This window comes from Janthinobacterium sp. P210005 (genome assembly GCF_036231865.1).
Classification (GTDB): domain Bacteria; phylum Pseudomonadota; class Gammaproteobacteria; order Burkholderiales; family Burkholderiaceae_D; genus Janthinobacterium; species Janthinobacterium kumbetense.
Genome location: NZ_JAZARC010000001.1, coordinates 929,440 through 954,252, shown reverse-complemented (window position 1 = coordinate 954,252; position 24,813 = coordinate 929,440). Strand labels below are relative to the sequence as shown.

The following is a 24,813-nucleotide window of genomic DNA, read 5'->3' as shown; positions in this document are numbered from 1 at the left end:
GCCGGTCCGCGCCTAGAACGAGTAGACCAGGGTCAGCGACGTTTGCGTATCCGTGTTCTTCTTGTCGTCCGGTACGCGCGTGTCGTTGCGGGCGCTGAAGGCGGCCTTCATCTGCATGGTGCCGTTGATTTTCGTGCTGAGCGCCGTCTCGGCGATCGAGTGGGTGTTCGAGGTGCCCCGTTCCACGCTGATCGTTTGCGTAAACATGGCCGACTGGCTGATCTTCCACTTCATGGCGGCCGCGCCGCGCACCGTCAGGCCGTGCTCCGATTCGCCCGCGTCGTTGGTGCCGCTGAAATAGCCGGGACCGATTTCCACGTCGACGCTTTTGTCGCTCGACTGGTACCAGCGCGAGCCATGACCGACGGCCAGGGTCGAGTACTTGGTGTAGGCGCCGAACTTGTCGTTCACGTGCGAGGCCAGCACGAACAGTTTTTCATGGTCGGCCATCAGCTTGTAGGCGGCCTTGGCGGAGGCGGAAAAGCGTTCCGCCGAGCGTTCGCGCACTTTCTCGCCGTCGTCGTTCGTCGTTTCGTCTTCCTTGAAATAGCCGCTGAAGATGTACTGGTTGCTCCAGTCATCGAGCTCCTGGCGCGCGTCGATCTTGCCCGTGACGGAGGTGCCGACCGTGTTGCCCGAGGTGGTGATGGCGCCCAGTTCGGCGGAAGTGCTCCAGCTGCCGATGGGGATTTCATCGAACAGCATGCTTTGCTTGGTGTCGGCGGCGGCGGCGCTGCCGCAGGTGATGGCCAGCGCCAGTGCGAGAGAGTGGGTCGGTTTCATGGCTGTATTTGTCTGTGGCGCGCGCCGGGCGTGCCTGCTGTTCGTTAATGGCAGTGGTGGCTATGCAGGCCGCGGCAAGCCGGGAGGCGCCGATAAACCTGCGCACATGCGCGCGCGGGCGCGGCCAAAAAATGTCGAGGCTGTATTGTACCCGACCCTGCCATCGTTCGCCGCACGCGGCGGCGCGCATGAATGCTGCTATATGATGAGAAATATTGCAAACCTGGCATGCATGGATGATGACGATGAAAATGGCACGCAAGCTTGTTACCCTGATATGGCTGTGCGGTGCGGCGCCAGCGGGCGCGCAGGCGCCCGAAGCGGCGCCGGTACAGGGTCCTGGGCCGGCACCGCAACTGACGCAAACGATGATACGCGATGCCGTGCGCGCCGTGCTGGAGGAAGAGGCGCAGGTGCGCGACTCTCTGCCGCAGCCGGCCATGCAGCAGGTGACGATACGCGCCGACCGAAAATATGAGCAGTTTGCCGCCGCCTTTGCCGAAGCGAAGGTGCCCGACTGCCTGCACGCCGATGGCTTGAAGCGCCAGCCCACCGGCATCGGCCCGCTCGCCATCGGCGGCGTGTATGCCTTGCCCTTCATGGCGATCGCCAAGCTGCGCGGAAAATGTAACTAGCCGGGGAACGCCGCCCGGCGGCGCGGCCGCGCGGCGGGGCTGGCAAGTGGCGCGCGCCTGGCGTATGCTGCGCATGTTTGCTGTCCCGCTCTTTACAAGGAATTCCCGTGCGCTGCCTGGTCATCGAAGACGAAGCTGAAACTTCCCGCTATATCTGTGCCGGCCTGCGCGAGGCTGGCCACGACGTCACCGCCTGCGACAATGGCATCGACGGCATGCGCCTGGCCTGCGGCGAAGACTGGGATGCGCTGGTGCTCGACCGCCTGCTGCCCGGCGAGATCGACGGCCTGGCCATCGTCGCGCGCCTGCGCGGCATGGGCCGCAACACGCCCGTGCTGGTGCTGTCGGCCCTGTCCAGCGTCGACGAGCGCGTGCGCGGCTTGCGCAGCGGCGGCGACGATTATTTGTCGAAACCGTTCGCCATCGCCGAACTGCTGGCGCGCATCGAGGCGCTGCTGCGGCGCGCCGCGCCCGTGCCCGAATCGACGCAGCTGCAGGTGGCCGACCTGGTGCTCGACATGCGCACCATGCGCGTGACGCGCGCCAACCGGCAAATCGCCCTGCAGCCGCGCGAATTCCGTTTGCTGGAATACCTGATGCGCCACCAGGGCCAGTCCGTCACGCGCGCCATGCTGCTCGAAGCCGTGTGGGACTACCATTTCGACCCGCAGACCAACGTCATCGACGTGCAGGTGAGCCGCTTGCGCACCAAGGTGGACAAGGAATTTTCGCCGCCGCTGATCCACACGGTGCGCGGCGTCGGCTACACCCTGGGCGTGATCGACAGTGCGTAACTGGCACCGCTCGATCGCGGCCCGCCTGGCGCTCGGCTATGGCGTGCTGGTGGTCGTCTCGATCAGCATCGTCTGCGCCGTCTTCTATTTCGGCACCATCGGCGTGCTCGATCGCAGCGTGGACCGCAAGCTGACCCTGCTCTCGGAGCGCCTCGCCGCCCTGTACCGGCAGGACGACGCCAGCCGCACGACGGCGGAAATCGCCCATTTGCTGACCGACCGCACCGACAGCGATACGGAAATCTTCCTGCTGGTGGGCGCCGACGGCCGCCGCGTGGCGGGCAATCTGTCGTCCTGGCCCGACGTCGGCAGCCCCGTGGGCCGCTTGCTGCACCGCGACGTCACGCGCGAAGGACGCCGGGTGCCCGCGCGCATGCTGATCCGCGACCTGGAGGGCGGCGCGCGCCTGTTCGTCGGGCGCGACATGGAAGAGGGCAAGTCGATCCGCACCCTGGTGCTGCGCTCGCTGGCCTATGGCGGCGGGGTGGCCATCCTGCTGGTGGTGGCGGGCGCGTGGCTGTTCCGCCGCCAGCTCGAGGCGCGCATTGGGCAGATCCGCCGCACGGCGGGGGAAATCGAGGCGGGCGACCTGAGCCGGCGCATTCCCGTCTCCAGCGAGGATGAATTCGGCTTGCTGAGCCGCGACATCAACCGCATGCTCGACCGCATCGAACACTTGATGGAAGGCGTGCGCCACGTGTCGAACGCCATCGCGCACGACTTGCGCACGCCGCTGGCGCGCATCCGCAACAAGCTCGATGGCGCCTTGCGCCAGCAGCAGGACGTGGCCGGCTACGAGAGCGCGGCGCAGGCGGCCATCGACGACATCGACGACCTGACGCGCGTGTTCGACAAGCTGCTGCAGATCGCGGCGGCCGAATCGGGCATGCGCCCGGAGAATTTCGACGACATCGACTTGCAGCAGATCGGCGCCGACATCGTGGAAATGTACGAAGCGACGGCCGACGAGCAGGGCGTGCTGCTGGTGCAGATGTATGGCGAAGGCGTGCCGGCGCGCGGCGACCGCAATCTGCTGGGCAGCGCCCTGGCCAGCCTGGTCGACAACGCCATCAAGTACGCGGGCCCGGGCGCCACGGTGGAAGTGTCGGCCGGCAGCGATGAACGGGGCAGCTGGCTGGCCGTGCGCGACAACGGCCCCGGCGTGCCGACGGAAGAATTGCCGAAGCTGACGCAGCGCTTCTACCGGCTCGACAAGAGCCGCCACTTGCCCGGCAATGGCCTGGGCCTGTCCATCGTGGCGGCCATCGCGGCCCTGCACGGCGGCAGCCTGGATATCGAGGATGCGGCGCCGGGCCTGCGCCTGCGCTTGCGGCTGCTGCGCTAGCTTGCCAGTGTCCGTGGCATATCCGCACATTACCAACTTGTAACCCCCTTCATTTTCGCCTCCCCCTATCATCCGCTTTACCCCGCGTAGAGCGGCTGCGTGCGCGCAGCGGCCCGTGCCGGGCTGCCTGCGGCCGTCGCCGCGTCCCGTTCAGTAGAGCCGTTTCATGCATACATTTACCGCCACCGGCGACAACGCCGCGCCGCAACCGGCGCCACTGCGCCAGCATGGCCACCGGATCAAGGCGGCGCTGGGCGCGCTCGTCTTCCCCCTGCAGCGCGCGCGCTGGCAAGCGGTCATCGCCGCGACGCCGGGCCTGGCGGCGCTGGCGCAAGCCCATCCCAGCCTGCGCTACAAGATCTATCGCCCCTACGCCAGCCGCCAGCTGGGCTGCGCGGCGAGGGTGGACCTGCTGTGCGGGCATTACCGTTTCCTGTGGCAGGCGGGCGCGCGGCCGCTGGTGGAATACGCGGCGCGGCGCGCGCTGGTGCTGGCCACCATCGAAGGCAAGGACGGCGCCAGCTACCGCTTGCAGCTGACGGCCGTCCACGACAGCCACCGCGAAGGGGAGCTGTGCCTGCGCCTGACGCGCGACGGCGTGCCGCTGTACCTGGCCAGTTTCCTGTTCCGGCCCCAGCCTGGCGGCGCCGTCATCCAGCTGGGCGCCTTGCAGGGCTTGCGCTCGCCCGCCGGCGCGCAGGCGGTGAAGGAGGCCACGCGGGCGCTGCACGGCTGCCGGCCGAAAAACCTGATGGTGGCCGCCTTGCGCGACCTGGGCGACTTTTTCGGCTGCGGCCACCTGGACCTGGTCAGCAACGCCAACCGCATCGCGCTGAACTGGCGCCGGCGCCGCCATATCTCCTGCGATTACGACCTGGCGTGGCGGGAATTGCATGCGCTGCCCACCAGCGACGGCAATTACCGCCTGCCTTGCGGCCCTTGCCGGATGCCGGAGCTGGAGCTGGTGCCGTCGAAAAAGCGCGCCGATGCGCGCCGCCGCGGCGCCATGCTGGTGCAGCTGGCGGCCGACATGCGCTGGCAAGTGGCGGCCCTGCTGCACGCGCAATGACGGCGCAGGGCGGGATTTCTTGACCTGCGCGGCTTTTTTGCCGGGCAGCCCGGCGCAATCGGCGCGATCGGCGTATACTTGCTGGCGTTGTTAACCTGAAGCCAGTCATCCCATGCCAGCACAATTTCCCACTTCGCGCATGCGCCGCCTGCGCGCGACCCCGCAACTGCGCGAGTTGTTCCGCGAAACCGAGATCAATCCGCGCGACCTGGTCCTGCCGATCTTCGTCGACGAAGGCAGCAGCGAATTCATCGACATCAAGTCCATGCCCGGCGTGCGCCGCATTCCCGAAGCGAAGCTGGCGCAGGAAGTCGAGCGCTATGCGCGCGCCGGCCTGCGCTCCGTCATGACCTTCGGCATTTCGCACCACAAGGACAGCCACGGCACGGACACCCTGAACCCGGACGGCCTGGTGGCGCGCATGTCGCGCATCATCAAGGACGCCGTGCCGGAAATGGTGGTCATGTCCGACACCTGCTTCTGCGAATACACGGACCACGGCCATTGCGGCATCCTGCATGGCGACACGGTCGACAATGACAGTACAGTGCTCAACCTGGGCAAGCAGGCCGTCATCGCCGCCCAGGCGGGCGCCGACATCATCGCCCCGTCGGCCGCCATGGATGGCCAGGTGGCGGCGATCCGCGGCGCGCTCGATGCGGCCGGTTTCCACGACACGCCCGTGATGGCGTATTCCACCAAGTTCGCCTCCGGCCTGTACGGCCCGTTCCGCGACGCGGCCGGCAGCACCCTGAAGGGTGACCGCAAGACCTACCAGATGGACCCGATGAACCGCCGCGAAGCGGTGCGCGAGTCCTTGATCGACGAAGCCGAAGGCGCCGACGCGCTGATGGTGAAACCGGCCGGCGCCTACCTGGACATCATCCGCGACCTGCGCGAAGTGACGCGTTTGCCGATCGGCGCCTACCAGGTCAGCGGCGAGTACGCGATGATCAAGTTCGCCGCGCAGGCGGGCGCCATCGACGAGCGCCGCGTGGTGCAGGAAACCCTGGGCGCCATCAAGCGCGCGGGCGCGGACATGATCTTTACGTACTTCGCGATGGATGTGCTGAATAATCCGTACTAAGTAAACACGGGGCAGGGCGGCCGTCTTTTCAGCTATCATGGCGCGCTGCCCAACCTGAATTTGCTTATGCCCCTGAAAATCTCCCGCATCCTGCACGCCGGCTATGTCTTTGAATGCGAAGGCACGGCCATCGCCTTCGATCCCATTGTCGAAAACCCGTTCAGCCGCAACTGCCACGCGTTTCCGCCCGTGCGCTTCGACCTGGACGCCGTGCGCCGGCTGCGCTGGGATGCCGTCTTCATCTCGCACTTCCACGACGACCACTGCTCGCTCGACAGCCTCGATGCGCTCGACCGCGCCACGCCCATCTACCTGTACTGCGTCTTCGACGAACTGTTCGCGATGCTGCGCGCGCTCGGTTTCACGCGGGTGGAGAAGCTGCACGTGGACGTGCCCGTGCAAGTGGGCAGCATCGAGGTGATCCCGCGCCGCGCGCTGGACGACGACGTCGACTCGCTGTTCCAGGTGCGCGCAGCGGGCTTGAATGTGCTCAACGTCGTCGATTCCTGGATCGGCCCCGAGACACTGGCGCAGCTGGCCGCCTTTGCGCCCTGGGACATGGTGCTGTGGCCATTCCAGACCATGCGCGAGATCGCCGTCATCGCGCCGTCGCAAGCGGCGCGGGGCCCGGTGGAACTTCCCGACGACTGGGTGCCGCAGCTGCGCGCGCTGGCGCCCCGTTACCTCGTGCCCAGCTCTTGCCAGTTCGTGCAGGAAGACTGGTCCTGGTACAACCATGCGATGTTCCCGATTACCTACCGCCGCTTTGCCGATGAAATGGGCGCCGCGCTGCCCGAGACGCACATCTTCCGCCTCGATCCATCGACGGCCGTGCTGCTCGATGCGCACGGCATGGCGCCGGCCGCGCCGCTGCCCTGGGTGATTCCCGTGGGGCCGCAGGACGTGGATTTCGACTACCGCCCCGAGGCGCTTGCGCCCGCCACGGCGGACATCGCCCGGCGTTTCGCGCCCTTGAACGATGCCGACACGGCGCTGGTGCTGGACTTCTGCCATCGCGGCTTGCTCGAACGCTACCGCGACATGGAGCTGCCCGAGGACAGTTATTTCCAGGCCCCGCGCGTGTGGCGCCTGGCGCTGTACGGCCATGACGGCGCGGCCACCATCCTGCATTACCGCACGCATGGCGACTTGATCGACCTCGTGCCGGACACGGGCGAGGCGCCGGGCTGGACGACGCAAGTGCCGCTGGTGAAATGCCACGCGGCGCTGGTGCTCGGTGAATCGCTGACGTCGATGTACATGCGCATCAACGATGGTCCTTTCGACGAAGCTACGCGCGCCGAACTGGTGGAAGCCGACATCGTCGACGATCCCTTGATCCGTTGCCTGTTCAACGACGCCATCGGCGCCTATCAGGCGGCGCAGCTCAAGCGCTTGCTGGCCCGCTGAAGAAAATCGCGCGACAGGGTAAGATAAACGATTAATCCCAGTATCTCAGATCAAGGAATGATCAACATGACACAAAACAAGGAAACCGCGATCCTGGCCGGCGGCTGCTTCTGGGGCGTGCAGGACTTGCTGCGCCGCTATCCGGGCGTGATCGCCACGCGCGTGGGCTACAGCGGCGGCGACGTGGCCAACGCCACCTACCGCAACCATGGCACGCATGCGGAAGCGATCGAGATCATCTTCGACCCGCACACCATCAGCTACCGCAAGATCCTGGAATTTTTCTTCCAGATCCACGACCCCAGCACGGAAAACCGCCAGGGCAATGACCGCGGCACCAGCTACCGCTCGGCCATCTTTTATACGAGCGATGAGCAAAAACGGGTGGCCGAGGACACGATCCGCGACGTCGACGCCTCCGGCCTGTGGCCCGGCAAGGTGGTGACGGAAGTGGCGCCGGCCGGCCCGTTCTGGGAAGCGGAACCGGAGCACCAGGATTATCTGCAGCGCTTGCCGCACGGCTACACTTGCCATTACATCCGGCCGGACTGGGTCTTGCCGCAACGCGGGCAGTAAGGAGCCGGGCATGCGTTACTGGCGCGTCGAGCGGCCGCCGGCGGAAGGGCAGCTGGACTTCGGGCGTACCCTGGAGCTGATGGCGGCCATCGGCCATGCCGACGTGAACGCCGTCGCCGGGGCCATCCTGAAGACGGTCAGCACGGTCGCGCCCATTGCCCAGTGCACGATCTTTGCCTATGAATTCGGCAACCGCCCCCGCACCGTTGCCGTGGCCGACCGGCGCGGCGGGCGCTTTTTGCAGGATATCGCCGACAGCTACGCCCGCCATTACTATGCGCTCGATGGCAACCAGCGCGTGATCGCCCCGGCGCTGGGGCGGAAGATCGATCCCGCCATCGTGCTGCACCAGCAGGCCAGCGACGAAATCGACCATCCCGGCTACCGCGCTGTCTGCTACCAGAAACCGAATGTGTCGGACCGCCTGTCCCTGCTGATGCAGCCGGCCAGCGATATCTGGCTGTCCGTCAATTTCTACCGCGACAGCAGCCAGGGCCAGTTCCAGCCCGGCGAAGTGGCGGGCATCGAAACCCTGTCACCACTGTTTGCCCATGCCGTCAAGCATCACTACAGCTTGAAGGGCCAGGCCACGCAAGGCGTCGCGCCGCTGATGCTGGCAAGGCTGCGCCAGCATTGCCCCGCCCTGAGCAAGCGCGAACTGGACGTGCTGCGCTGCGTGCTCGAAGGCCTCACGGCCGTGGAAATCGCTGAAACCATGGGCGTGCAGCCATCGAGCGTCATCACCTACCAGAAGCGCGCCTATAAACGCCTGGGCATTTCCAGCCAGCGGCAACTGTTTGCGCTGTGCATGGCGCCAGCCCCTTAGTCCTTTTGGCGTAGGGCTGGCTTCGCCTTTTTGACTGTTTTAGCCGCGAAACGTCCCCAAAATGGGGACAAGGTTTGCGGCGCGCGTCTGCATACTGTGTTGCAAGCCGGGATCACCCGGCCGCTCTCACCCAATAACAATAGCAAGGGGAGGGCGACACCTTATGGAGACCAGCATGACCATCGCCCCCGCGGCCACCCCCGCCACGCCCGTCCTCGACGCGGCCACCAATCAACTGGAACAGCAAGTGATGCGCAAGGTGTCGCGCCATTTGCTGGGCTTTCTGTTCCTGCTGTTCGTGTTTTCCTTTCTTGACCGCATCAACATCGGCTTCGCCGGCTTGACCATGATGCAAGACCTGGGCCTGTCCGGCACCCAGTTCGGTTTTGCCACCACCCTGTTCTACATCGCCTACATCGCTTGCAGCATTCCCAGCAACATCGTGCTGGCCCGCATCGGCGCCCGTCAATGGATAGGTTCCATGATGATCGCCTGGGGCCTGGCCTCGACGGCGACCCTGTTCGCCAGCGGCCCGGCCAGCCTGTATGCGCTGCGCTTTTTGGTGGGCGTGACGGAGGCGGGCTTCCTGCCCGGCATGCTGCTGTACCTGACCTACTGGTTTCCCAGCGCCTACCGGGCGCGGGCGAACGCCCTGTTCATGATCGCCATGCCCGTCACGGCCGCCATCGGCTCGGCCCTGTCGGGCCTGATCCTGGGGCTCGATGGCCACTGGGGCTTGACGGGTTGGCAATGGCTGTTCTTGCTCGAAGGCATGCCGTCCGTGCTGCTGGGCCTGGCCGTGTACGGCTACCTGGACGACTCGCCCGCCAAGGCGAACTGGCTGGGCAAGCTGGAGCAGCAAGTGCTGGCGCGCATGCTGGCGGCCGAGCAGAAGCCTGTTGCGTCGCAGCAAAAAACCTCGGTGCTGGCGGAAATGCTGTCGCCGACCGTGCTGAAATTCGGCATCGCCTATTTCTGCCTGGTCAATACCCTGGCGATGGTGGCCGTGTGGACCCCGCTGATCGTGAAAAGTTTCAATAGCAATGCCAGCAACACGCAAATCGGCTTGCTGGCAGCCATTCCGCAAGTGTGCACCGTGATCGGCATGATCGCCTGGGGCCGCCGCTCGGACCGCTTGCAGGAACGCCGCTGGCACATCGTCTGGCCCATGCTGCTGTCGGCCGCCGGCTGGCTGTGCACGGCGTACTCGGCCAACCCCGTGCTGCAACTGCTGGGCGTGTGCATGGCCTCGACGGGCGCATATACGGCCATGTCCGTCTTCTGGACGACGCCGGACCGGGCCCTGAGTCTGGGCGCGCGCGCCATCGGCATCGCCGTCATCAATGCCACAGGCAATATCGGCTCGGCCCTGAATCCCGTCGTCGTGGGCTGGCTGAAGGATATCACGCACAGCTTTGCCACCGGCTTGCTGTACGCCAGCGTCCTGCTGGTGGCGGGCGCGGCCATCGTGCTGACCCTGCCCATCGCGCGCGGCGGCAAAGACCATACTTGATCGAAGAGGACCCATCATGAGCGACACGTTTCACCCTTACCCCCATGTGCCGAAGGTGTATCCGCCCGGTAAACCGGCCGGTGCCGCCACGCAGCATGTCCCGGTCCTGATCGTCGGCGGCGGCCCCGTGGGCCTGGCCACGGCCCTGGGCCTGGCCCGCCACGGCGTGCGCTCGGTGCTGATCGAGGCGGACGACGGCGTGTGCACGGGCAGCCGCGCCATCTGCATCTCGCGGCGCAGCCTGGAAATCATCGAACGCCTGGGCGCGCTCGACGGTTTTATCAGCAAGGGCTTGCCGTGGGCGGGCGGACGCAGCTTTTACCGCGAGGAAGAGGTGCTGCACTTCACGATGCCGCAAGACGCGAACCAGAAGTTGCCGCCGATGGTCAACCTGGCGCAATACCATATCGAGCAATTCCTGCTCGATGCGGCCGAGCGCCAGCCGGAATTGATCGATATCCGCTGGCAAACGCGGGTGACTGGCGTGGACAAGCGCGCCGACGGCGCCAGCGTCACCGTGGCGACGCCCGACGAATCCTACAAAATCGAGGCGGACTGGCTGGTGGCGGCCGACGGCGGGCGCAGCGTGGTGCGCGAGGCGCTGGGGCTCAAATTGCAGGGCACCAGCTATGAAGGGCGCTATGTGATCGTCGATATCCACCTGAAGAGCGAGCGCCCGACGGAGCGCCTCGCGTATTTCGACCCGCCGTCGAATCCCGGTTCGACCGTGCTGGTGCACAAGCAGCCCGACGATATCTGGCGCATCGACTACCAGTTGCGCGACGACGAGGATGCGCAGGCGGCCGTGCTGCTGGAAAACGTGGCGCCCCGCGTGGACAGCCTGCTGGCCATGATGGGCGAAACGGCGCCGTGGCATCCCGTGTGGATCACCATCTACAAGGCCAATGCGCTGACCCTGGAAAAATACCGGCATGGCCCCGTGCTGTTCGCGGGCGATGCGGCCCACCTCGTGCCCATCTTCGGCGTGCGGGGGGCCAATTCCGGCATCGACGATGCGGACAACCTGGCCTGGAAGCTGGCCTACGTGGTCAAGGGCCAGGCGTCGCATGCCTTGCTGGACAGCTATTCGGACGAGCGCGTGTTCGCCGCCCATGAAAACTTGCGCCACGGCACCAAAAGCACGGAATTCATGGCGCCGCCCACCTTTGCCTTCGAGCTGATGCGCACGGCCGTGCTGGGCCTGGCGGGCAGGCATGCGCATGTGCGCTCGCTGATCAACCCGCGCCAGACGAGCGCCATCGCGTATGCGCAGTCGGCCCTGAATGCGCCGGACCGCGACACGTTTGCCGCCGGCCCCGCTCCGGGCACGGTCTTGCCGGAATGCCCGCTGGCGCTGCCGTACGACGGCGGGCAAAAAGCGGGGTATATTACCGATTTGCTCAAGCGCGCAGATGGCCATTTCACGGGGCTGTACTTCAGCGAGGACGGGGCCATTCCCGCTGAATTGCTGGCGCTGGGCGACACCTTGCCGCTGACGGGCGTGGCGATTTCCCGCAGCGGAGCGCAAGAGTGCGCCTGGGACCACACGGCGCAGGTATTCTCGCTGTTCGACGCGCAGCCTGGCACGTTTTACCTCGTGCGCCCCGATGGGCACGTGCTGGGACGCTGGCGGCAAGTGCAGGCGGGGCAGGTGGCGGCAGCGCTGGCGGCGGCCGGCATCGCCCGATCACAGTAACAAGGAGACAATATGACCGACATCGAACTGGATAATTTGTACACGGAGCTGTGCCACACCATGGGCGGCCTGGGCGAACAGCGTTCGCCCCTGTTCCTGGCCCGTTTCGCCTTGCTGGCGATGGGCGCCATCGGCAAGGCCGACGTGGTGCAGGGCTTGCTGCGCGACGCGGCCGACGGCTTGGCGGAGCCGGCATGATAGGCGCCGGCTACCAAAGCGGCTTCGGCAACGAATTTGCCACGGAAGCCGTGCCCGGCGCCTTGCCGCAGGGGCAGAATTCGCCGCAGCAGGCGCCCCTGGGCCTGTACGCGGAACAATTGTCGGGCACGGCCTTCACGGCGCCGCGCGCGCAGAACCGGCGCTCGTGGCTGTACCGCATCCGCCCCGCCAGCCAGCATCCGCCGTTTACCTTGCTGGAAAACACCCGCATCGTCAGCGACTTCCACGCCATGCCGCCGACGCCGCCGAACCAGTTGCGCTGGGACCCGTTGCCGCTGCCCGACAGCGCCACGGCGGTGGATTTCATCGACGGCTGGCAGACCATGGCTGGCAACGGCAGCGCCGAAACCATGAGCGGTTGCGCCATCCACGTGTATGCGGCCAACCGCTCCATGCAGCGCTTCTTCTACTCTGCCGATGGCGAATTGCTGGTCGTGCCGCAGCAAGGCCGGCTGGCCATTGCCACGGAACTGGGCTTGATCGAGCTGGAACCGCAGGAAATCGCCGTCATCCCCCGTGGCGTGCGTTTCCGCGTGACCTTGCCCGATGGCGCGGCGCGCGGTTATGTGTGCGAAAACTTCGGCACGGCCTTCCGCCTGCCCGACATGGGCCCCATCGGTTCGAACGGCCTGGCCAACAGCCGCGATTTCTTCACGCCGCACGCGGCGTACGAAGACATCGACGCCGCATGCGAACTGCTGGCCAAGTTCGGCGGCCATTTGTGGCGCACGACCCTGGACCATTCGCCGCTGGACGTGGTGGCCTGGCATGGCAATTACGCGCCGTACAAATATGACCTGCGCCGCTTCAACACCATCGGCTCGATCAGCTACGACCACCCGGACCCGTCGATTTTCCTCGTGCTGCAGGCGCCCAGCGAAAATCCCCTGTTCGGCGCCATCGACTTCGCCATCTTCCCGCCGCGCTGGCTGGCGGCCGAGCATACCTTCCGCCCGCCGTGGTTCCACCGCAACGTGGCCAGCGAATTCATGGGACTGATCCACGGCGTGTACGACGCCAAGGCGGCCGGTTTCGTGCCGGGCGGCGCCAGCCTGCACAACTGCATGTCCGGCCACGGCCCCGATGCGCAGACCTTCGAGAAGGCGTCGCACAGCGACACGTCCGCGCCCGTGAAGGTGGGCGACACGATGGCCTTCATGTTCGAGACGCGCACCATCCTCAAGCCCACGCCATTCGCGCTGGACGGCGGCCTGCTGCAAAACGACTATTTCGCGTGCTGGCAAGGCTTGCGCAAGCATTTCGATCCGGAGCAGGCGTAGACAGCCTATCAAAACCTGCTGCGCATCGTAATTTTTACTGCCTCGGCGGCCCCGTACTCCGTACAGTTGCGCTTCTCGAGCCGACACGGGCGCCGAGTCTTTCTTTCGCTCATTACGGTTGTGTCAGGCGTTGTTAGTCAAACATTAGTCGCACAGTCCGCGCCCGCGCCTGTGCGATAAATCTTGCCAAGTTGAAATTATCAATATACCATCCACCTTGCATCGAGCACGCGATTTTTTCTGTACCCGCTAGTCGAAGAAATGAACTGCTGAAAGGGCTGTATGGACCACTTTCCGGAGAACTTCGCCCGTCGTCGTGCCCTTCGAGGCATCGGTGCTCTCGCGGTTGGCACAACCGTCGGCTTGTCAGGCTGTTGCTTGCTCAAACCATGTCCCATAGATTGCGTAAACAGTCCTGACATTAACTTGCCGACGGGACCTTTGACCATCGATGCCCACTGCCACATTTTCAATGGCACGGATATCCCTGTCATGGACTTTGTGGGAAAGGTGCTGGTTGGGGAGGCCAGCCCGCTGGGACCTGCGGCAATGGCTGTCGGTGCGCTGCTACAAGGCCTTGCGTGGTCATTGGCGCCTTCGGGTAATGTGGAACTGCAGACGCTCCGGGAGTTGTCCCCCCAACTGGCTGCTTGTACAACCGAGCAGGCCAAGATTGAGGTCATTTCACAGCTGCGACGAAACGCATATGCAGCCGGTACGGCTTCCTTGAAGACCGCTGCCGCTACCTCCCCCCTGTACCTGCCATTCATTGTGGAAAAACAAAGCAAGTTCCTTGTTCCCGATATGCAGACCCGTTTGCAAGTCGAGGCCCTGGAAATTATTGACAAGCTTCCTGCCACGATTCCCGATTTGGACAAGGACGCTCCAGAGCCATTGGACATGCTGAGTGGAGACAGGTCGGTGATGGGTGTAATTAAATTCATCCTTCAAAATTTCCAATACCGGTATGTAAATATTCAGCAATATCTGCGCACATTTAATGTTCCCGGGGTTCGAACGGTGGACCTCCTTATGCCCAGCATGGTCGATTATTCGTGGTGGATATCAAAGGGGAAAACAACAGGGACGACGCTCGAAACGCAGGTCAAGGTCATGGAGCAGTTGTCCATTATGACGGGAGGGAGAATGCACGGATTCGTGCCATTCTGTCCGTTGCGAGAAGTGGCGTTCGGCAAGGGGGAATCAGCTACCAGTTCTTTTGCTCTTGTCCAGGGCGCGCTTGATGAACATGGATTTATCGGCGTCAAGTTATACCCACCAATGGGCTTTGCCGCGCTGGGAAATCAGCATATTCAAGATGCGGAGCCCGATTTCTGGAAGCGTTGTTGGTTGCCGGAGTGGGTACAAAATACCCCTGATTTGGGAAGGTTGCTTGATGACGCCTTGCGCCGGCTTTATGGCTACTGTGAAGAGCATGGTGTACCTGTCATGGCGCACACGGGTCTTTCTAACGGGCCCAGCATGGCCTTCAAGAATCTGGCCGGCTCCAGATACTGGGCGTGCGTCTTGAAGGAGTTTCCACGCCTGCGTATCAACTTCGGACATTTTGGCGACACGTCAATCGTGAAAGACCAGCGTGCAGGATTCTCCCTTGCCGAAGCATTTGCAAAGGAAATGAATCCAAGCGGACCTGGGGAATTCGCGTACGCCGATGCTGGATTCTTTACCGAGGTGATATCGGACCAGCCTGAACTCAAGGCCGATCTGCAAAAGCTCTATAACCTTACCGCCCAAAAGGGTTCTGCATCGTTGGCGAATCGCTTTTTATATGGCACAGACTGGGAAATGAGCCTGACAGCCAGCTCAATTGGAAGCTATTTGAGCGATTTTATGAAACTTTTCAAAGAGCTTGAAGAACTGCCATCTCTCAGAGACGAAACCGCGACGACGCTCTCGAATAAATTCTTTGGCGATAACGCCGTACGTTACGCAGGCTTGTCCCGAGGCGGGAAAACGCGTTTGAGGTTGCAGACATTCTATGACAAACATGGCGTAAAGCCGCCTGCCTGGTTGTTGAAAGTTGATGATCGATTCGGTTAGCGGAAAAGAGCATGGTGCGGGTGTCCGAAATTTCACTTTCAAAATTTGGAGATTATCGATGTCTAACAGCCTCCGGCAGTCGGTTGCTATCATTTTCTCGCTCATGGCTATGGGAGCCTCGGCAGCGGATATCGATATGGAAAAAATCCAGCAAGAAATTCCTGCGGCAAAAGATGAATCCATATCCGTTATTTGTGAGAGATGCAATTCTGATTTCAAGATAAGCGAGCATAAAATACTGCTGGATGGCCTGAGCAGCCGGAGGTATGTGCGCCAAATGCAAATTGCACTTTACATGCAAGATATCGTTCATCAGACTGCATCAAAAGCCCACTTCGACAACTGTGATTTTTCCGGAGCTATCGCTTATATTGCACAACTTAAAGCCGAACTGGACGAGCACGCTGAAGCGGCCACGGTTCTTCTCATGGCAAAAAAACCATTGTTGGTGAATCTGGAACTGAATCTGGCCTTCCTGTCCCTGGGACAGGCACTGCATGGAATTCAGGACTTCTATGCTCACACGAATTATGTCGAAATCAATATCGATCATGCCAGCGCTTTATCGGACTTCAAGGTTGTCAAAACCTGGGGAGACCAGGCAGAAGAGAATATTCAAAAATGGCAAGAGGTGGGTCTAAAATCTGGATACGTGAGTTGGGGGGCACCAAAGAAATGTGCTGTTCCATATGAAACGCATGGAGAGATGGCTAAAGACTCAAAGGAAACTGATCGAGGGAAAAAAACTATTTCAAAGTTTGGTAATGTTACCCATTTTGAAGTGGCTCAGGGACTTGCCAAAGATGCTTCAAAGAAATTTATTCTTGACGTATTCGCAGAGTGGCCGATTTTAAACGCAGTAAGTCAGGGAACGATTACACTCGATGTGTTGGTGGACAGCCGGGCGACCGTTTTGAAGTAGCGACGAATCAAATCCCGCAAGGTCAGTGTTGAAGTCGGGGAGGGATGACGCCATCGCCAGCCAAAGTGCGCCGTTTGCGACAAAACAGCGTTCACTCCCGGCTCTTCGCATATGCAAATTCCGGATAAGCTAGCGCGGCACCATTCGTTCACGCCTGGAGATGGAGCGCGGTATAGTCGGCCCATGGAACTCTTAGCCCACAACTTCAGCAGCGATTTCGCGCGCAGCGCCCACCTGGCCCGCGGCGCGGGCGATGACGGCGACAGCGAGGCGCTGGTCGCCTTCCGCGACCCGCAGCAAATGAGCTTGCTGGTACGCGCCACGGCCTTTGTCTTTGCCGACCCCCGTTCGCGCCAGTTGCACGAGCTGATCGAACGCATTGCCCCCAGCGAGGCGACGGTGCTGATCACGGGCGAAACGGGGACGGGAAAAGAACTGATTGCGCGCCACGTGCATGGCTTGAGCGGCCGCGCCGAACAGACCTTCGTGGCGATCAACTGCGGCGCGTTTTCCGAAACCCTCGTCGAGAGCGAACTGTTTGGCTATGAAAAAGGCGCGTTTACGGGCGCGCAGCAGGGCAAGCCTGGCTGGTTCGAGACGGCCAGCGGCGGCACCCTGTTCCTCGATGAGATCGGCGACTTGCCGCTGGCGATGCAGGTCAAGCTGCTGCGCGTGCTGCAGGAGCGCGAAGTGGTGCGCCTGGGCGCGCGGCGCGCCATCCCCATCGACGTGCGCCTGATCGCCGCCACCAATGTGGACCTGGCCGAAGCCGTGCGGGCAGGGCGCTTCCGCGAAGACCTGTATTACCGGCTGCAGGTGATCGGCCTGCCGCTGCGTCCCCTGCGCGAGCGCCCGGGCGACATCATGCCGCTGACGCGCCACTTCATGGCCATCTATGCGCAGCGCCTGCACCTGGGCGAGGTGGAACTGGGCCTCGATGCGCAAGAGGCCTTGCTGGCCTACCCATGGCCGGGCAACATCCGCGAACTGGAAAACGTCATCCACCGCGCGCTGCTCGTGTGCCGCAGCGGCGTCGTGCGGGCCGAGGATTTGAGTTTGTCGGGCTGGCACAGGGCGCCCGCTGCCGCACCTGTCCCCGCATCTGTTTCCGTGGCTGTCCCAGACGCCTGGGCGGGCGGCGCCGATATCGCCTATGCGGCCCACGGCGCGTCCGGCCAGGACGATCTGTTGGCGGCCGAGCGCTTTGCCCGCGCCTGGCAAGCCTTGCTCGACTCGGGCGAAGCCGTGGAATTCGAGGCGATGCAGCAGGAACTGGTGCGCGCCGCGTGGGAGCGCAATGAGCGCAACCAGGTGCGCACGGCCAGGCACTTGAATTTGAGCCGCAACATCCTGCGTACTTTCCTGAAAAAGGCGGGCGCCATCGACTAGGCGCATGCGCGACCTCCCGGAGCCGGACCCGCAGCGATGCGGCTCCGGCTTTTTTCATGGCTGCTGCGCGCGCAGCACATTGCTGCCATGGGGGCAGCGGATTGCTGCCAAATCAACAGCGGCGGGCCGCGGCGGGCATCCTGGGCATGGCATGTTTTCTGCGAGGAGGGTAGGGCAGGCCGCTGCGCGATGCGCGTACGGTCTTTTCTTCGACCCACGACAGGAGTCCACGCATGACCATAGAATTCATCTGGCAATTGCCCACCAGCGGCGATGGCCGTTACGCGGCGCCCGGCATCACGCGCCGCGGCGAACGGGCCGCCGGCGCGCCCAGCCCCCTGCAGGCGGGCGTGAGCGACCCGCGCGGCGCGCGTCCGCCATTCAATTATTTCGATTATTTGCACCAGATCGCCCGCGCGGCCGATCTTTCCGGCTTCGACGGTATCCAGGTGCGCCACGATACGCAGGGCGATGAAAGCTGGATCGTCGCCGGCTACCTGGCCCGCAGCACGCGCCACCTGAAACTGATCGCGGAATTCGACGCGGCCTGGGGTTCGGCCGTGTATGCGGCAAAGAACGCCGTCAGCTTCCAGCGCTTCACGGGGGGACGCTTCGCCTGGCAGATCGGCCCTGGCGGCGACGCGGCAGCGCGCCGGCGCCAGGGCGATGCGGCGCCGGAGGCCGACATCCTGCCCCGCATCGATGAATTCATCACGGTGGCGCGCGGCGTGCAGAATACGTCGCCGTTCAGCTTCAAGGGCAAGTTCTTCGAAGTGCAGGACGGGGGCTTCAAAGGGCCGCTGGCGAACCATCCCGTGAACGGCATCTATCTGACGGGCGAGTCGCCTGAAGCGCTGGCCCTGTCGGCGCGCCAGGCCGACGTGCACGTCTTTGACGCGGCGCCCGTGAAGGATTTGCAGCCCGCCATCGCCAGCCTGCATGCGCAGGCGCGCCAGCTGGGCCGCGCCGTGGCGGCGGGCTTGCGCATCGACGTGCTGGCCCGCGAAACGTTCGACGAAGCCTTGCGCGACGCGCGCCGCTACCGCAGCGGGGCGGGCCTGCCTGACGATGCTCCGTCGGCTGATGGCACGGCGGGCGGTGCAGCCTTGTTCTGGCCCGGCTTTGCGCAAGCGCAAACGGGCGCCCGCGGGGCCCTGGTCGGCAGCCATGCACAGGTCGCCGCAGCGCTCGAAGCCTACGCGCAAGCCGGTGTGTCCAGCTTCGTGCTGGCGGCCATTCCCCATTTCGAGGAAGCCTACCGCATCGGCGAGCACGTGCTGCCCCGCGTGCGGGCAGCGTTGCGCGCCCAGCTGCAAGCGGCTTGAGTCCCCGTATCCAACCTATTCAAGGAGTACCCATATGGCTATCGATTTTTTCTGGCGCATCCCCACGCATGGCGAACCGAGTTCGCACCGCGCCCGCACGCCGTTTCGCGGCGACTGGTTTCCCGGCAATGACAACCTGCGCCAGGCCGGCCTCGGTGGCGGCGGCGCCGACGGTTTCACTTATATCGACTACCTGGCGGAAATCGCCCGCGCGGCGGAATTGTCCGGCTTCCAGGGCGGTCTGATTCCATCTTTCCCCATGACGGACGAACCGTGGGCCATTTCCGCGCTGCTGGCGCGTGAAACGAGCACTTTCCGCTTCATGATCCCGTTCCAGCCCGGCTTCCTGAACCCCGTGGTGGCCGCGCGCATGACGGCCAGCCTGCAGCGGGCCACGGGCGGGCGCGCGCTGTACAACGTGATCACGGGCGGCGGCGGTCCGGCGCAGCTGTGGTGGGGCGATTCGGCCGGCCACGACGACCGCTACACGCGCACGACGGAATTTCTCGACGTGGTGCGCGGCGTGTGGCGCGGCGGGCCGTTTTCCTACCAGGGCAAGTTCTACCAGGTGGAGGATGCGGGCCTGGCCACGCCGCTGTCGGAGCAGGATTTCCCCGAGATTTACTTTTCCGGCTCGTCCGACGCGGCCCTCGGTTCTGCGTCCAAGCATGCCGATTACTACCTGACGTGGCTGGAGCCGTTCGAGCAGCTGCGCGAGAAATTCGCCCGCGTGCATGAAAAGACGGCGCTGCTGGGCCGCAAGATCAAGTGCGCCGTGCGCGTCGACATCGTCGCCCGCGCCACGGAAGAGGAGGCGTGGGACGAAGTGCGCAAGGGTTTCGAGGCCGTCGATGCGGCCACCCTGCGCCAGTTCCTGGGCGCGGATGGCGGCGATTCCGTGGGCGCGGCGCGCCAGCGGGGCAACCGCCCGACGACCCTGAACAGCTACAAGGACTTGATCACGGCGCCGAATATCTGGTCCGGCTTCAACCTGCTGCGCGGCGGCCAGACGCAGGGCATCGTCGGCAGCTACCAGCAAGTGGCCGAACGCCTCGACGAACTGGTGCAGCTGGGCGCCGACGCCTTCATCCTGGCCAGCACGCCGCACCTGGAAGAAGCGTACCGCGTGGGCGAGGAAGTGCTGCCCCTCGTGCGTGGCCACACGGCGGCACTGCTGCGCGCTGCCTGAGTATCCCCTGTTGCCGCGACAGCAGCGCCACCGCCTGCTGTCGCGCAGGCAGCACGCGGCGGCGCCGCTGCTGCCAAATCAACAGCACTATCATGACGATAGTCTTCCTTTGAAATCAATCACTTAACGACGATTTTGCTGCGCTGCGGCAGCGGGCATGCCCCTTGCAATACAGGTCATCACCATCTCGCGTTTTGACTTTACTCAAGGATAATCACCCATGCGCCGTTCGACTGCCCCCGCCGCCTTTTCCTCTTTCCCCTTTCATTTGACGCCAGTGCGCCGCGCGCTGCGCTCGGCCTTCGCCATCGGCGGCCTGATGCTCGTCCATGGCATGGCCCATGCCGAAGCGCCCGGTGCAGAGGTCATCGCCGCAGCCGACGCGAACGGCGCCGGCGAGGGCGCCGCGCTGCAATCGGTGACGGTGACGGCGCAAAAACGCGAAGAATCCGCGCAGAAGGTGCCGAGCGCGATCACGGTCCTGGGCGGCAAGGAGCTGCTCGACACGGGCATCGGCCGCTCGGCCAGCGAAATCCTCAATTACGTGCCGAACGCCTCGGCCGGCACGCAGCAGCATGGCCGCCCGCGCTGGTGGATACGCGGCGTGGGTGCGGGCCAACAGCAGATCGACTTCCCGAATCCCGTCGGCTTTTACCTCGACGACGTCTACATCAGCAATTCCAGCGCCACGGGTTTTCCCTTGTTCGACCTGGACCGGGTGGAAGTGCTGCGCGGCCCGCAAGGCACCCTGTGGGGCAAGAACACGACGGGCGGCGCCATCAACGTGATTTCGCGCAAACCGTCGTTCAAGTCCAGCGGCTACGCCAAGGTCGATTACAGCAGCTACGACACCAAGCTGGCCGAAGGGGCCATCGGCGGCGCGCTGGTCGACGAGGTGCTGGCGGGGCGCTTGTCCTTCCACACGGAGCAGCAGGACAAGGGCCGCTTCCACAACCAGTTTACAGGCGAACGCGATGGAAAGCTCAAGGACAGCGCCATCCGCGGCCAGCTCAAGGCCCTGATCGGACGTGATTTGACGGCCAATCTGAACCTGCATTATCGCGACTACACGACCAAGGGCGCCACCACCACCGTGGCCAGCTATGGCGCGAATGGCGTGTACCGCAATGGCTACATCCCCAGCACGAATCCCGATGACGTGAGCACGAATGCGCCGGCCGACAGCGACGTGAAACAGGGCGGCGCGCAGCTGAACCTGGAATATGCACTGGGCGAGCTGACCCTGACGTCGATCACCGGCTATGAAAACTTCCGCAACGAGGCGACGGGCGACAGCGACAACACGCCGCTGGAAGTGGGCCGCAGCCGCTCGAAGGCCAGCAGCCGCCAGGTATCGCAGGAGCTGCGCCTGACGTCGCCGCAAAACGGCGCCGTGAGCTGGGTGGCGGGCCTGTTCTACTTCAATGAAAAGATCGATTCCGATTCGGCTGGCGCGCGCCTGCCCAACGGCACCGTGCCGGCGCTGGCGGGCAGCACACAGCCCGTCGGCTACAACCGCACCGTCTACCAGCACAAGGCGCGCAGCGCGGCCATCTTCGGCAGCACGACCGTCAACTTCAGCGAGCAGTTCCTGTCCACCTTCGGCTTGCGCTGGACGACGGAAACCAAGGACCTCGATTTGCGCCGCGTGCAGGCCGCATCGAACACGGTGACGTTTGGCGATGCGTCGAACTGGTGGAACACGGTCAAGGGCGGCAATTACGCGGCCGCTTCCGTGGCCAACAACAATTTCACGTCGAACCCGTCGACCACGTGGAACGCGCTGACGTATGACGTGACGCCCGAATACCGCTTCAGCCGCACCCTGCGCGGCTACCTGAAATACGCGCACGGCATCAAGTCGGGCGGCTACAACACGAGCGCCACGGACGTGCGCGCCCTGAACACGGTCAAGCCGGAAACCCTGAATTCCTTCGAGGCGGGCATCAAGTCGGAATGGCTGGACGGGCGCCTGAATTTCAACGCCAACGTCTTCCACTATGACTACAAGAACGTGCAGGTGAATATCACGGGCGTGTACAACGGCGACCCCACGCAAAGCGTCAATTACCTGCAAAACGTGCGCAAGGCCCACGTGAACGGTGCGGAATTCGAGCTCGAGGCGCAGCCGACGGACAACCTGCACCTCAACGCCAATATCGGCCTGCTGCGCACGGAATTCGACGATTTCGCCATCCAGAACAATGGCGGCGACCGCTCCGGCAATGAATTCGTGCGCTCGCCCCACGTGACGGCCTTGCTGGCGGCCGACTACCGCTACCCGCTGGGCAATGGCGCGCAGCTGGTGTTCAGCGGCGACGTGCGCTACACGTCGAAGCAGTACTACTATGTCGACCCGCAAAATGCCGCGCGCGACTTGCTGAACCAGGGCGGCTTCGCGCTGGCCAATGCACGCCTGTCGTACGTGCTCCCTGGCGGCAAGCAGCGCATCACGGCATATGCGAACAACCTGGCCGACAAGGTCTACCGCAACCACACGCTCACCAGCTTCGTGCCGGGCGCCGTGAATGGCGACACCGTCATCATCGGCCAGGGCCGCACGGTGGGGGCATCGTACACGCTGCAGTTCTGAGCCTGACCGCCTGATGTAGAAAGGCCGGCGATTGCGCCGGCCTTGTCGTTTATGGCGCCAGCTTAGGCCGCCACGTGCAGCAACGCGTCGAGGCGCCGCTGCGCCTCTTCCAAAGGCCGGCGGTCGATCCACGCCCCGATATCCACGTCGCGGTCGAGGAAACCGTGCTGCAGCTGGAAATCCTTCTGCTGGCGGAACAGCGCCACTTTTTCCTCTGACAGGTCGGGCGCCAGGGTCAGGTGAAAACCGTCACGGTAGGCTTCGGCCACGGCGTCGGCGCCGGCCCGCGTCTCGCCCTGCAGGATGGCCAGCACGTCTTCCTTGTGGCTGCGGGCCCAGTGCGCGGCGCGCAGGGTTTGCGTCAGGAAGCGCACGACCAGCTCGAAATGCTGCTCCAGCATGGTCTCATGCACGGTGATCGGCCGCGGCGTGCCGTTATTCACGCGGAAGCGCCGGTCGGGCAGGGCGTCGATGTCTATGCCCACTTCCAGCCCCGCCGCGCGGGCCGCCTCGGCCGCCGCCGCGCCTTTTACGTAGACGGCATCGACTTCGCCGCGCAGCAGCGGCGCGATGCCTTGCCACAGTCCCGCGCCGAGATTGGCTTGCGCCGGCGCCTCGCCGCCCACTTCCACCAGCTGCACGTCGTCGAGCGTGAGGCCGGCCGACGCCAGCACGCCCTTGTAGCCGGCCAGGCTCATGCCGCGCGCGATGCTGCGTCCGCGCCGGTTGTCGCGCAAGTCCTCGGCGCGGAAGACGGGCAGCGCCAGACGCTTGCCCTGCAGCTGCGCGGGCGTCGCGATGCCGGAGCCGGGGCGCACGAGGATGGCTTGCCACTCGTCGATCCAGGTCAGACCGATCAAGCGCGTGGGCGCCCCTTGCGCGCGCGCGGGCAGGGCCAGCAGGTTGCCGCCTTCGCGCACGAGCGTGGACAAGCCATGGTCGTAGTGGTGGCGCGCCAGCTCGCCGCCCACTTCCTGCAGGGTCTTTAACGCGATGCCGTCGCGGGCGAATTCCTCGTCCAGCCAGCCCAGTTTGTAGGCCAGGCCCGTGGCTGTGGGCACGGGGCAGCGGGTGAACCAGACGGTATCGACGGCGGGGACAGTTACGGTAGTCATGGAATTCCTTCGTGGTGGTGGAAGCCTGTAACCGTGCAGGAAACGTGCCCGCGCCGCTTGCTGGCTGGCCGACAGCGTGTGTGGACGGTGCTGCTGCCATGCCAGCAGCCGCTGTTGCGCAGGCAGCAGCCATGCACCAATTTCCTGGCGCTGGCGCTGGCACGCGTCTTGCGAAAGTAGAGGCAGGACTGACCCGTATTCCAACCCCAACGAATGGAGCATGACATGACGGACGTGGCACAAGCGGAAGCACAACAAGTACAGGTGCAGGAGTTGACGGCGGCCGAACTGGCCTTCGTGGAACAGGTGCGCCGCGATGCGCAGACCGCCTTCGACGGCTTGCGCGAGACGGGCAGCCTGACGGCCAACGGCACGGTGGGCTTCGTCGAGCGCACGCCGGGCGGCGACAAGGTGGTGGTGGTCAACGATCCGGGCCCGTTCCGCCGCGGCCAGGCCCTGAAGGCGGCCGTGCTGGCGCTCGACGGCACGGTGCTCGCGGGCGACGCGAACAACGGCGGCGCGCGCTACTTAAAACTGTTCCGCGAGCGGCCGGAGGTCACGTCGATCTCGCACGTGCACTCGCCGTCGCTGGGCGCATGGGCGCAGACGCACCGCACCCTGCCGATCCGCTACGTGCCCGTGCAGCGCTACCAGCTGGTGCGCGAAATTCCCATCTATATCGACCGCCGCCAGCCGGAAGTCGATTTCATCCTCGGTGAAATCGCCCGCAACACGCATGCGACGGCCATCCTGGAAGCGAATGGCGGCGCCACCGTGTGGGGCAAACAGGGCTTGCTGAAGCTGGCCGAATTCATCCTGCTGCTGGAAGAGGGCGCGAAGATCCAGATCGCGGCCGAAGCCATCGGCGGTTCGCGCGATTTCGGTCCCGGCGTGCTGCTGCAGCAATGGAAGATGAGCAAGCTGATCGACACGGCGCGCGCCTTGTCGCTGCTGCCCGCCACCGACCTGGTGTAACCCTTTCACGA

Annotated in this window: 21 protein-coding genes; 19 read left to right on the top strand and 2 right to left on the bottom strand. The window is 64.3% G+C overall.

Annotated elements, in window-relative coordinates; genetic code table 11:
• Window positions 1–12 precede the first annotated feature (12 nt).
• A complete protein-coding gene (locus tag VPH40_RS04190) occupies window positions 13–783 on the bottom strand; it encodes a DUF481 domain-containing protein (RefSeq protein WP_289897710.1) in 771 nt (256 codons plus the stop codon).
• A 245-nt stretch (window positions 784–1,028) separates the two neighbouring features.
• Here VPH40_RS04190 and VPH40_RS04185 point away from each other — a divergent pair, with 245 nt between their 5' ends.
• The 18 genes from VPH40_RS04185 to VPH40_RS04100 all read left to right on the top strand — a co-directional run bounded on the left by VPH40_RS04185 (window position 1,029) and on the right by VPH40_RS04100 (window position 22,712).
• Window positions 1,029–1,418, top strand: coding sequence for a hypothetical protein (locus VPH40_RS04185; RefSeq protein ID WP_328572761.1), 390 nt, complete (start codon window positions 1,029–1,031; stop codon window positions 1,416–1,418).
• A gap of 107 nt (window positions 1,419–1,525) precedes the next feature.
• Window positions 1,526–2,212 carry a winged helix-turn-helix domain-containing protein gene (locus tag VPH40_RS04180; protein WP_034785794.1) on the top strand — a complete coding sequence of 229 codons (687 nt, stop codon included), beginning with the start codon at window positions 1,526–1,528 and terminating at the stop codon, window positions 2,210–2,212.
• Window positions 2,205–3,557, top strand: coding sequence for a sensor histidine kinase (locus VPH40_RS04175; RefSeq protein ID WP_328572760.1), 1,353 nt, complete (start codon window positions 2,205–2,207; stop codon window positions 3,555–3,557). Before VPH40_RS04180 ends, VPH40_RS04175 begins: the two co-directional genes overlap by 8 nt.
• A 166-nt stretch (window positions 3,558–3,723) precedes the next feature.
• A complete protein-coding gene (locus VPH40_RS04170; RefSeq protein WP_328572759.1) occupies window positions 3,724–4,626 on the top strand; it encodes a VirK/YbjX family protein in 903 nt (300 codons plus the stop codon).
• Window positions 4,627–4,738: 112 nt separating this feature from the next.
• Complete coding sequence (gene hemB, locus VPH40_RS04165) at window positions 4,739–5,713, top strand: porphobilinogen synthase (protein ID WP_099667779.1); 975 nt, start codon at window positions 4,739–4,741, stop codon at window positions 5,711–5,713.
• A 66-nt stretch (window positions 5,714–5,779) separates the two neighbouring features.
• On the top strand, window positions 5,780–7,123 hold the full coding sequence (locus VPH40_RS04160) for an MBL fold metallo-hydrolase (protein WP_328572758.1): 1,344 nt from the start codon (window positions 5,780–5,782) through the stop codon (window positions 7,121–7,123).
• Window positions 7,124–7,189: 66 nt separating this feature from the next.
• Window positions 7,190–7,699, top strand: a complete 510-nt coding sequence (gene msrA / locus VPH40_RS04155; protein ID WP_289897715.1) for a peptide-methionine (S)-S-oxide reductase MsrA — start codon at window positions 7,190–7,192, stop codon at window positions 7,697–7,699.
• 10 nt (window positions 7,700–7,709) lie between these two features.
• Entirely contained in the window at window positions 7,710–8,525 is an 816-nt protein-coding gene (locus VPH40_RS04150) for a helix-turn-helix domain-containing protein (protein ID WP_328572757.1), read from the top strand.
• Window positions 8,526–8,700: 175 nt separating this feature from the next.
• Window positions 8,701–10,038, top strand: coding sequence for an MFS transporter (locus VPH40_RS04145; RefSeq protein WP_328572756.1), 1,338 nt, complete (start codon window positions 8,701–8,703; stop codon window positions 10,036–10,038).
• Window positions 10,039–10,054: 16 nt separating this feature from the next.
• A complete protein-coding gene (locus VPH40_RS04140) occupies window positions 10,055–11,734 on the top strand; it encodes an FAD-dependent oxidoreductase (RefSeq protein ID WP_328572755.1) in 1,680 nt (559 codons plus the stop codon).
• 12 nt (window positions 11,735–11,746) lie between these two features.
• A complete protein-coding gene (locus tag VPH40_RS04135) occupies window positions 11,747–11,932 on the top strand; it encodes a DUF2783 domain-containing protein (RefSeq protein ID WP_092708909.1) in 186 nt (61 codons plus the stop codon).
• Window positions 11,929–13,233 carry a homogentisate 1,2-dioxygenase gene (hmgA, locus tag VPH40_RS04130; protein ID WP_328572754.1) on the top strand — a complete coding sequence of 435 codons (1,305 nt, stop codon included), beginning with the start codon at window positions 11,929–11,931 and terminating at the stop codon, window positions 13,231–13,233. Before VPH40_RS04135 ends, hmgA begins: the two co-directional genes overlap by 4 nt.
• A gap of 441 nt (window positions 13,234–13,674) precedes the next feature.
• On the top strand, window positions 13,675–15,294 hold the full coding sequence (locus tag VPH40_RS04125) for an amidohydrolase family protein (RefSeq protein WP_328572753.1): 1,620 nt from the start codon (window positions 13,675–13,677) through the stop codon (window positions 15,292–15,294).
• Between the two features lie 58 nt (window positions 15,295–15,352).
• Complete coding sequence (locus VPH40_RS04120) at window positions 15,353–16,216, top strand: HET-C-related protein (RefSeq protein ID WP_328572752.1); 864 nt, start codon at window positions 15,353–15,355, stop codon at window positions 16,214–16,216.
• A 183-nt stretch (window positions 16,217–16,399) separates the two neighbouring features.
• Window positions 16,400–17,605 (top strand): sigma-54 interaction domain-containing protein, encoded by a 1,206-nt coding sequence (locus VPH40_RS04115; RefSeq protein ID WP_442906608.1) that lies wholly within the window; start codon window positions 16,400–16,402, stop codon window positions 17,603–17,605.
• Window positions 17,606–17,838: 233 nt separating this feature from the next.
• Window positions 17,839–18,930, top strand: a complete 1,092-nt coding sequence (locus VPH40_RS04110; protein WP_328572751.1) for an LLM class flavin-dependent oxidoreductase — start codon at window positions 17,839–17,841, stop codon at window positions 18,928–18,930.
• A gap of 34 nt (window positions 18,931–18,964) precedes the next feature.
• The gene (locus VPH40_RS04105; protein ID WP_099667790.1) at window positions 18,965–20,119 is read left to right on the top strand and encodes an LLM class flavin-dependent oxidoreductase; all 1,155 of its coding nucleotides are present in this window, start codon (window positions 18,965–18,967) and stop codon (window positions 20,117–20,119) included.
• Window positions 20,120–20,339: 220 nt separating this feature from the next.
• Entirely contained in the window at window positions 20,340–22,712 is a 2,373-nt protein-coding gene (locus tag VPH40_RS04100; protein WP_328572750.1) for a TonB-dependent receptor, read from the top strand.
• Between the two features lie 62 nt (window positions 22,713–22,774).
• Here the strand turns inward: VPH40_RS04100 and VPH40_RS04095 are convergent, their stop codons facing one another.
• Window positions 22,775–23,827 (bottom strand): ABC transporter substrate-binding protein, encoded by a 1,053-nt coding sequence (locus VPH40_RS04095; protein ID WP_328572749.1) that lies wholly within the window; start codon window positions 23,825–23,827, stop codon window positions 22,775–22,777.
• Between the two features lie 225 nt (window positions 23,828–24,052).
• Here VPH40_RS04095 and VPH40_RS04090 point away from each other — a divergent pair, with 225 nt between their 5' ends.
• Window positions 24,053–24,802: a class II aldolase/adducin family protein gene (locus tag VPH40_RS04090; RefSeq protein ID WP_305052138.1), complete on the top strand. Its 750-nt coding sequence runs from the start codon at window positions 24,053–24,055 to the stop codon at window positions 24,800–24,802.
• The last annotated feature ends 11 nt before the right edge of the window (window positions 24,803–24,813 follow it).

Bases quoted from the DNA above. Each gene is read 5' to 3' on its own strand.
- VPH40_RS04190 (WP_289897710.1), bottom strand. From the start codon at position 783: ATGAAACCGACCCACTCTCTCGCACTGGCGCTGGCCATCACCTGCGGC.
- VPH40_RS04185 (WP_328572761.1), top strand. From the start codon at position 1,029: ATGAAAATGGCACGCAAGCTTGTTACCCTGATATGGCTGTGCGGTGCG.
- VPH40_RS04170 (WP_328572759.1), top strand. From the start codon at position 3,724: ATGCATACATTTACCGCCACCGGCGACAACGCCGCGCCGCAACCGGCG.
- hemB (WP_099667779.1), top strand. From the start codon at position 4,739: ATGCCAGCACAATTTCCCACTTCGCGCATGCGCCGCCTGCGCGCGACC.
- VPH40_RS04160 (WP_328572758.1), top strand. From the start codon at position 5,780: ATGCCCCTGAAAATCTCCCGCATCCTGCACGCCGGCTATGTCTTTGAA.
- msrA (WP_289897715.1), top strand. From the start codon at position 7,190: ATGACACAAAACAAGGAAACCGCGATCCTGGCCGGCGGCTGCTTCTGG.
- VPH40_RS04150 (WP_328572757.1), top strand. From the start codon at position 7,710: ATGCGTTACTGGCGCGTCGAGCGGCCGCCGGCGGAAGGGCAGCTGGAC.
- VPH40_RS04145 (WP_328572756.1), top strand. From the start codon at position 8,701: ATGACCATCGCCCCCGCGGCCACCCCCGCCACGCCCGTCCTCGACGCG.
- VPH40_RS04140 (WP_328572755.1), top strand. From the start codon at position 10,055: ATGAGCGACACGTTTCACCCTTACCCCCATGTGCCGAAGGTGTATCCG.
- VPH40_RS04135 (WP_092708909.1), top strand. From the start codon at position 11,747: ATGACCGACATCGAACTGGATAATTTGTACACGGAGCTGTGCCACACC.
- hmgA (WP_328572754.1), top strand. From the start codon at position 11,929: ATGATAGGCGCCGGCTACCAAAGCGGCTTCGGCAACGAATTTGCCACG.
- VPH40_RS04120 (WP_328572752.1), top strand. From the start codon at position 15,353: ATGTCTAACAGCCTCCGGCAGTCGGTTGCTATCATTTTCTCGCTCATG.
- VPH40_RS04115 (WP_442906608.1), top strand. From the start codon at position 16,400: ATGGAACTCTTAGCCCACAACTTCAGCAGCGATTTCGCGCGCAGCGCC.
- VPH40_RS04110 (WP_328572751.1), top strand. From the start codon at position 17,839: ATGACCATAGAATTCATCTGGCAATTGCCCACCAGCGGCGATGGCCGT.
- VPH40_RS04105 (WP_099667790.1), top strand. From the start codon at position 18,965: ATGGCTATCGATTTTTTCTGGCGCATCCCCACGCATGGCGAACCGAGT.
- VPH40_RS04100 (WP_328572750.1), top strand. From the start codon at position 20,340: ATGCGCCGTTCGACTGCCCCCGCCGCCTTTTCCTCTTTCCCCTTTCAT.
- VPH40_RS04095 (WP_328572749.1), bottom strand. From the start codon at position 23,827: ATGACTACCGTAACTGTCCCCGCCGTCGATACCGTCTGGTTCACCCGC.
- VPH40_RS04090 (WP_305052138.1), top strand. From the start codon at position 24,053: ATGACGGACGTGGCACAAGCGGAAGCACAACAAGTACAGGTGCAGGAG.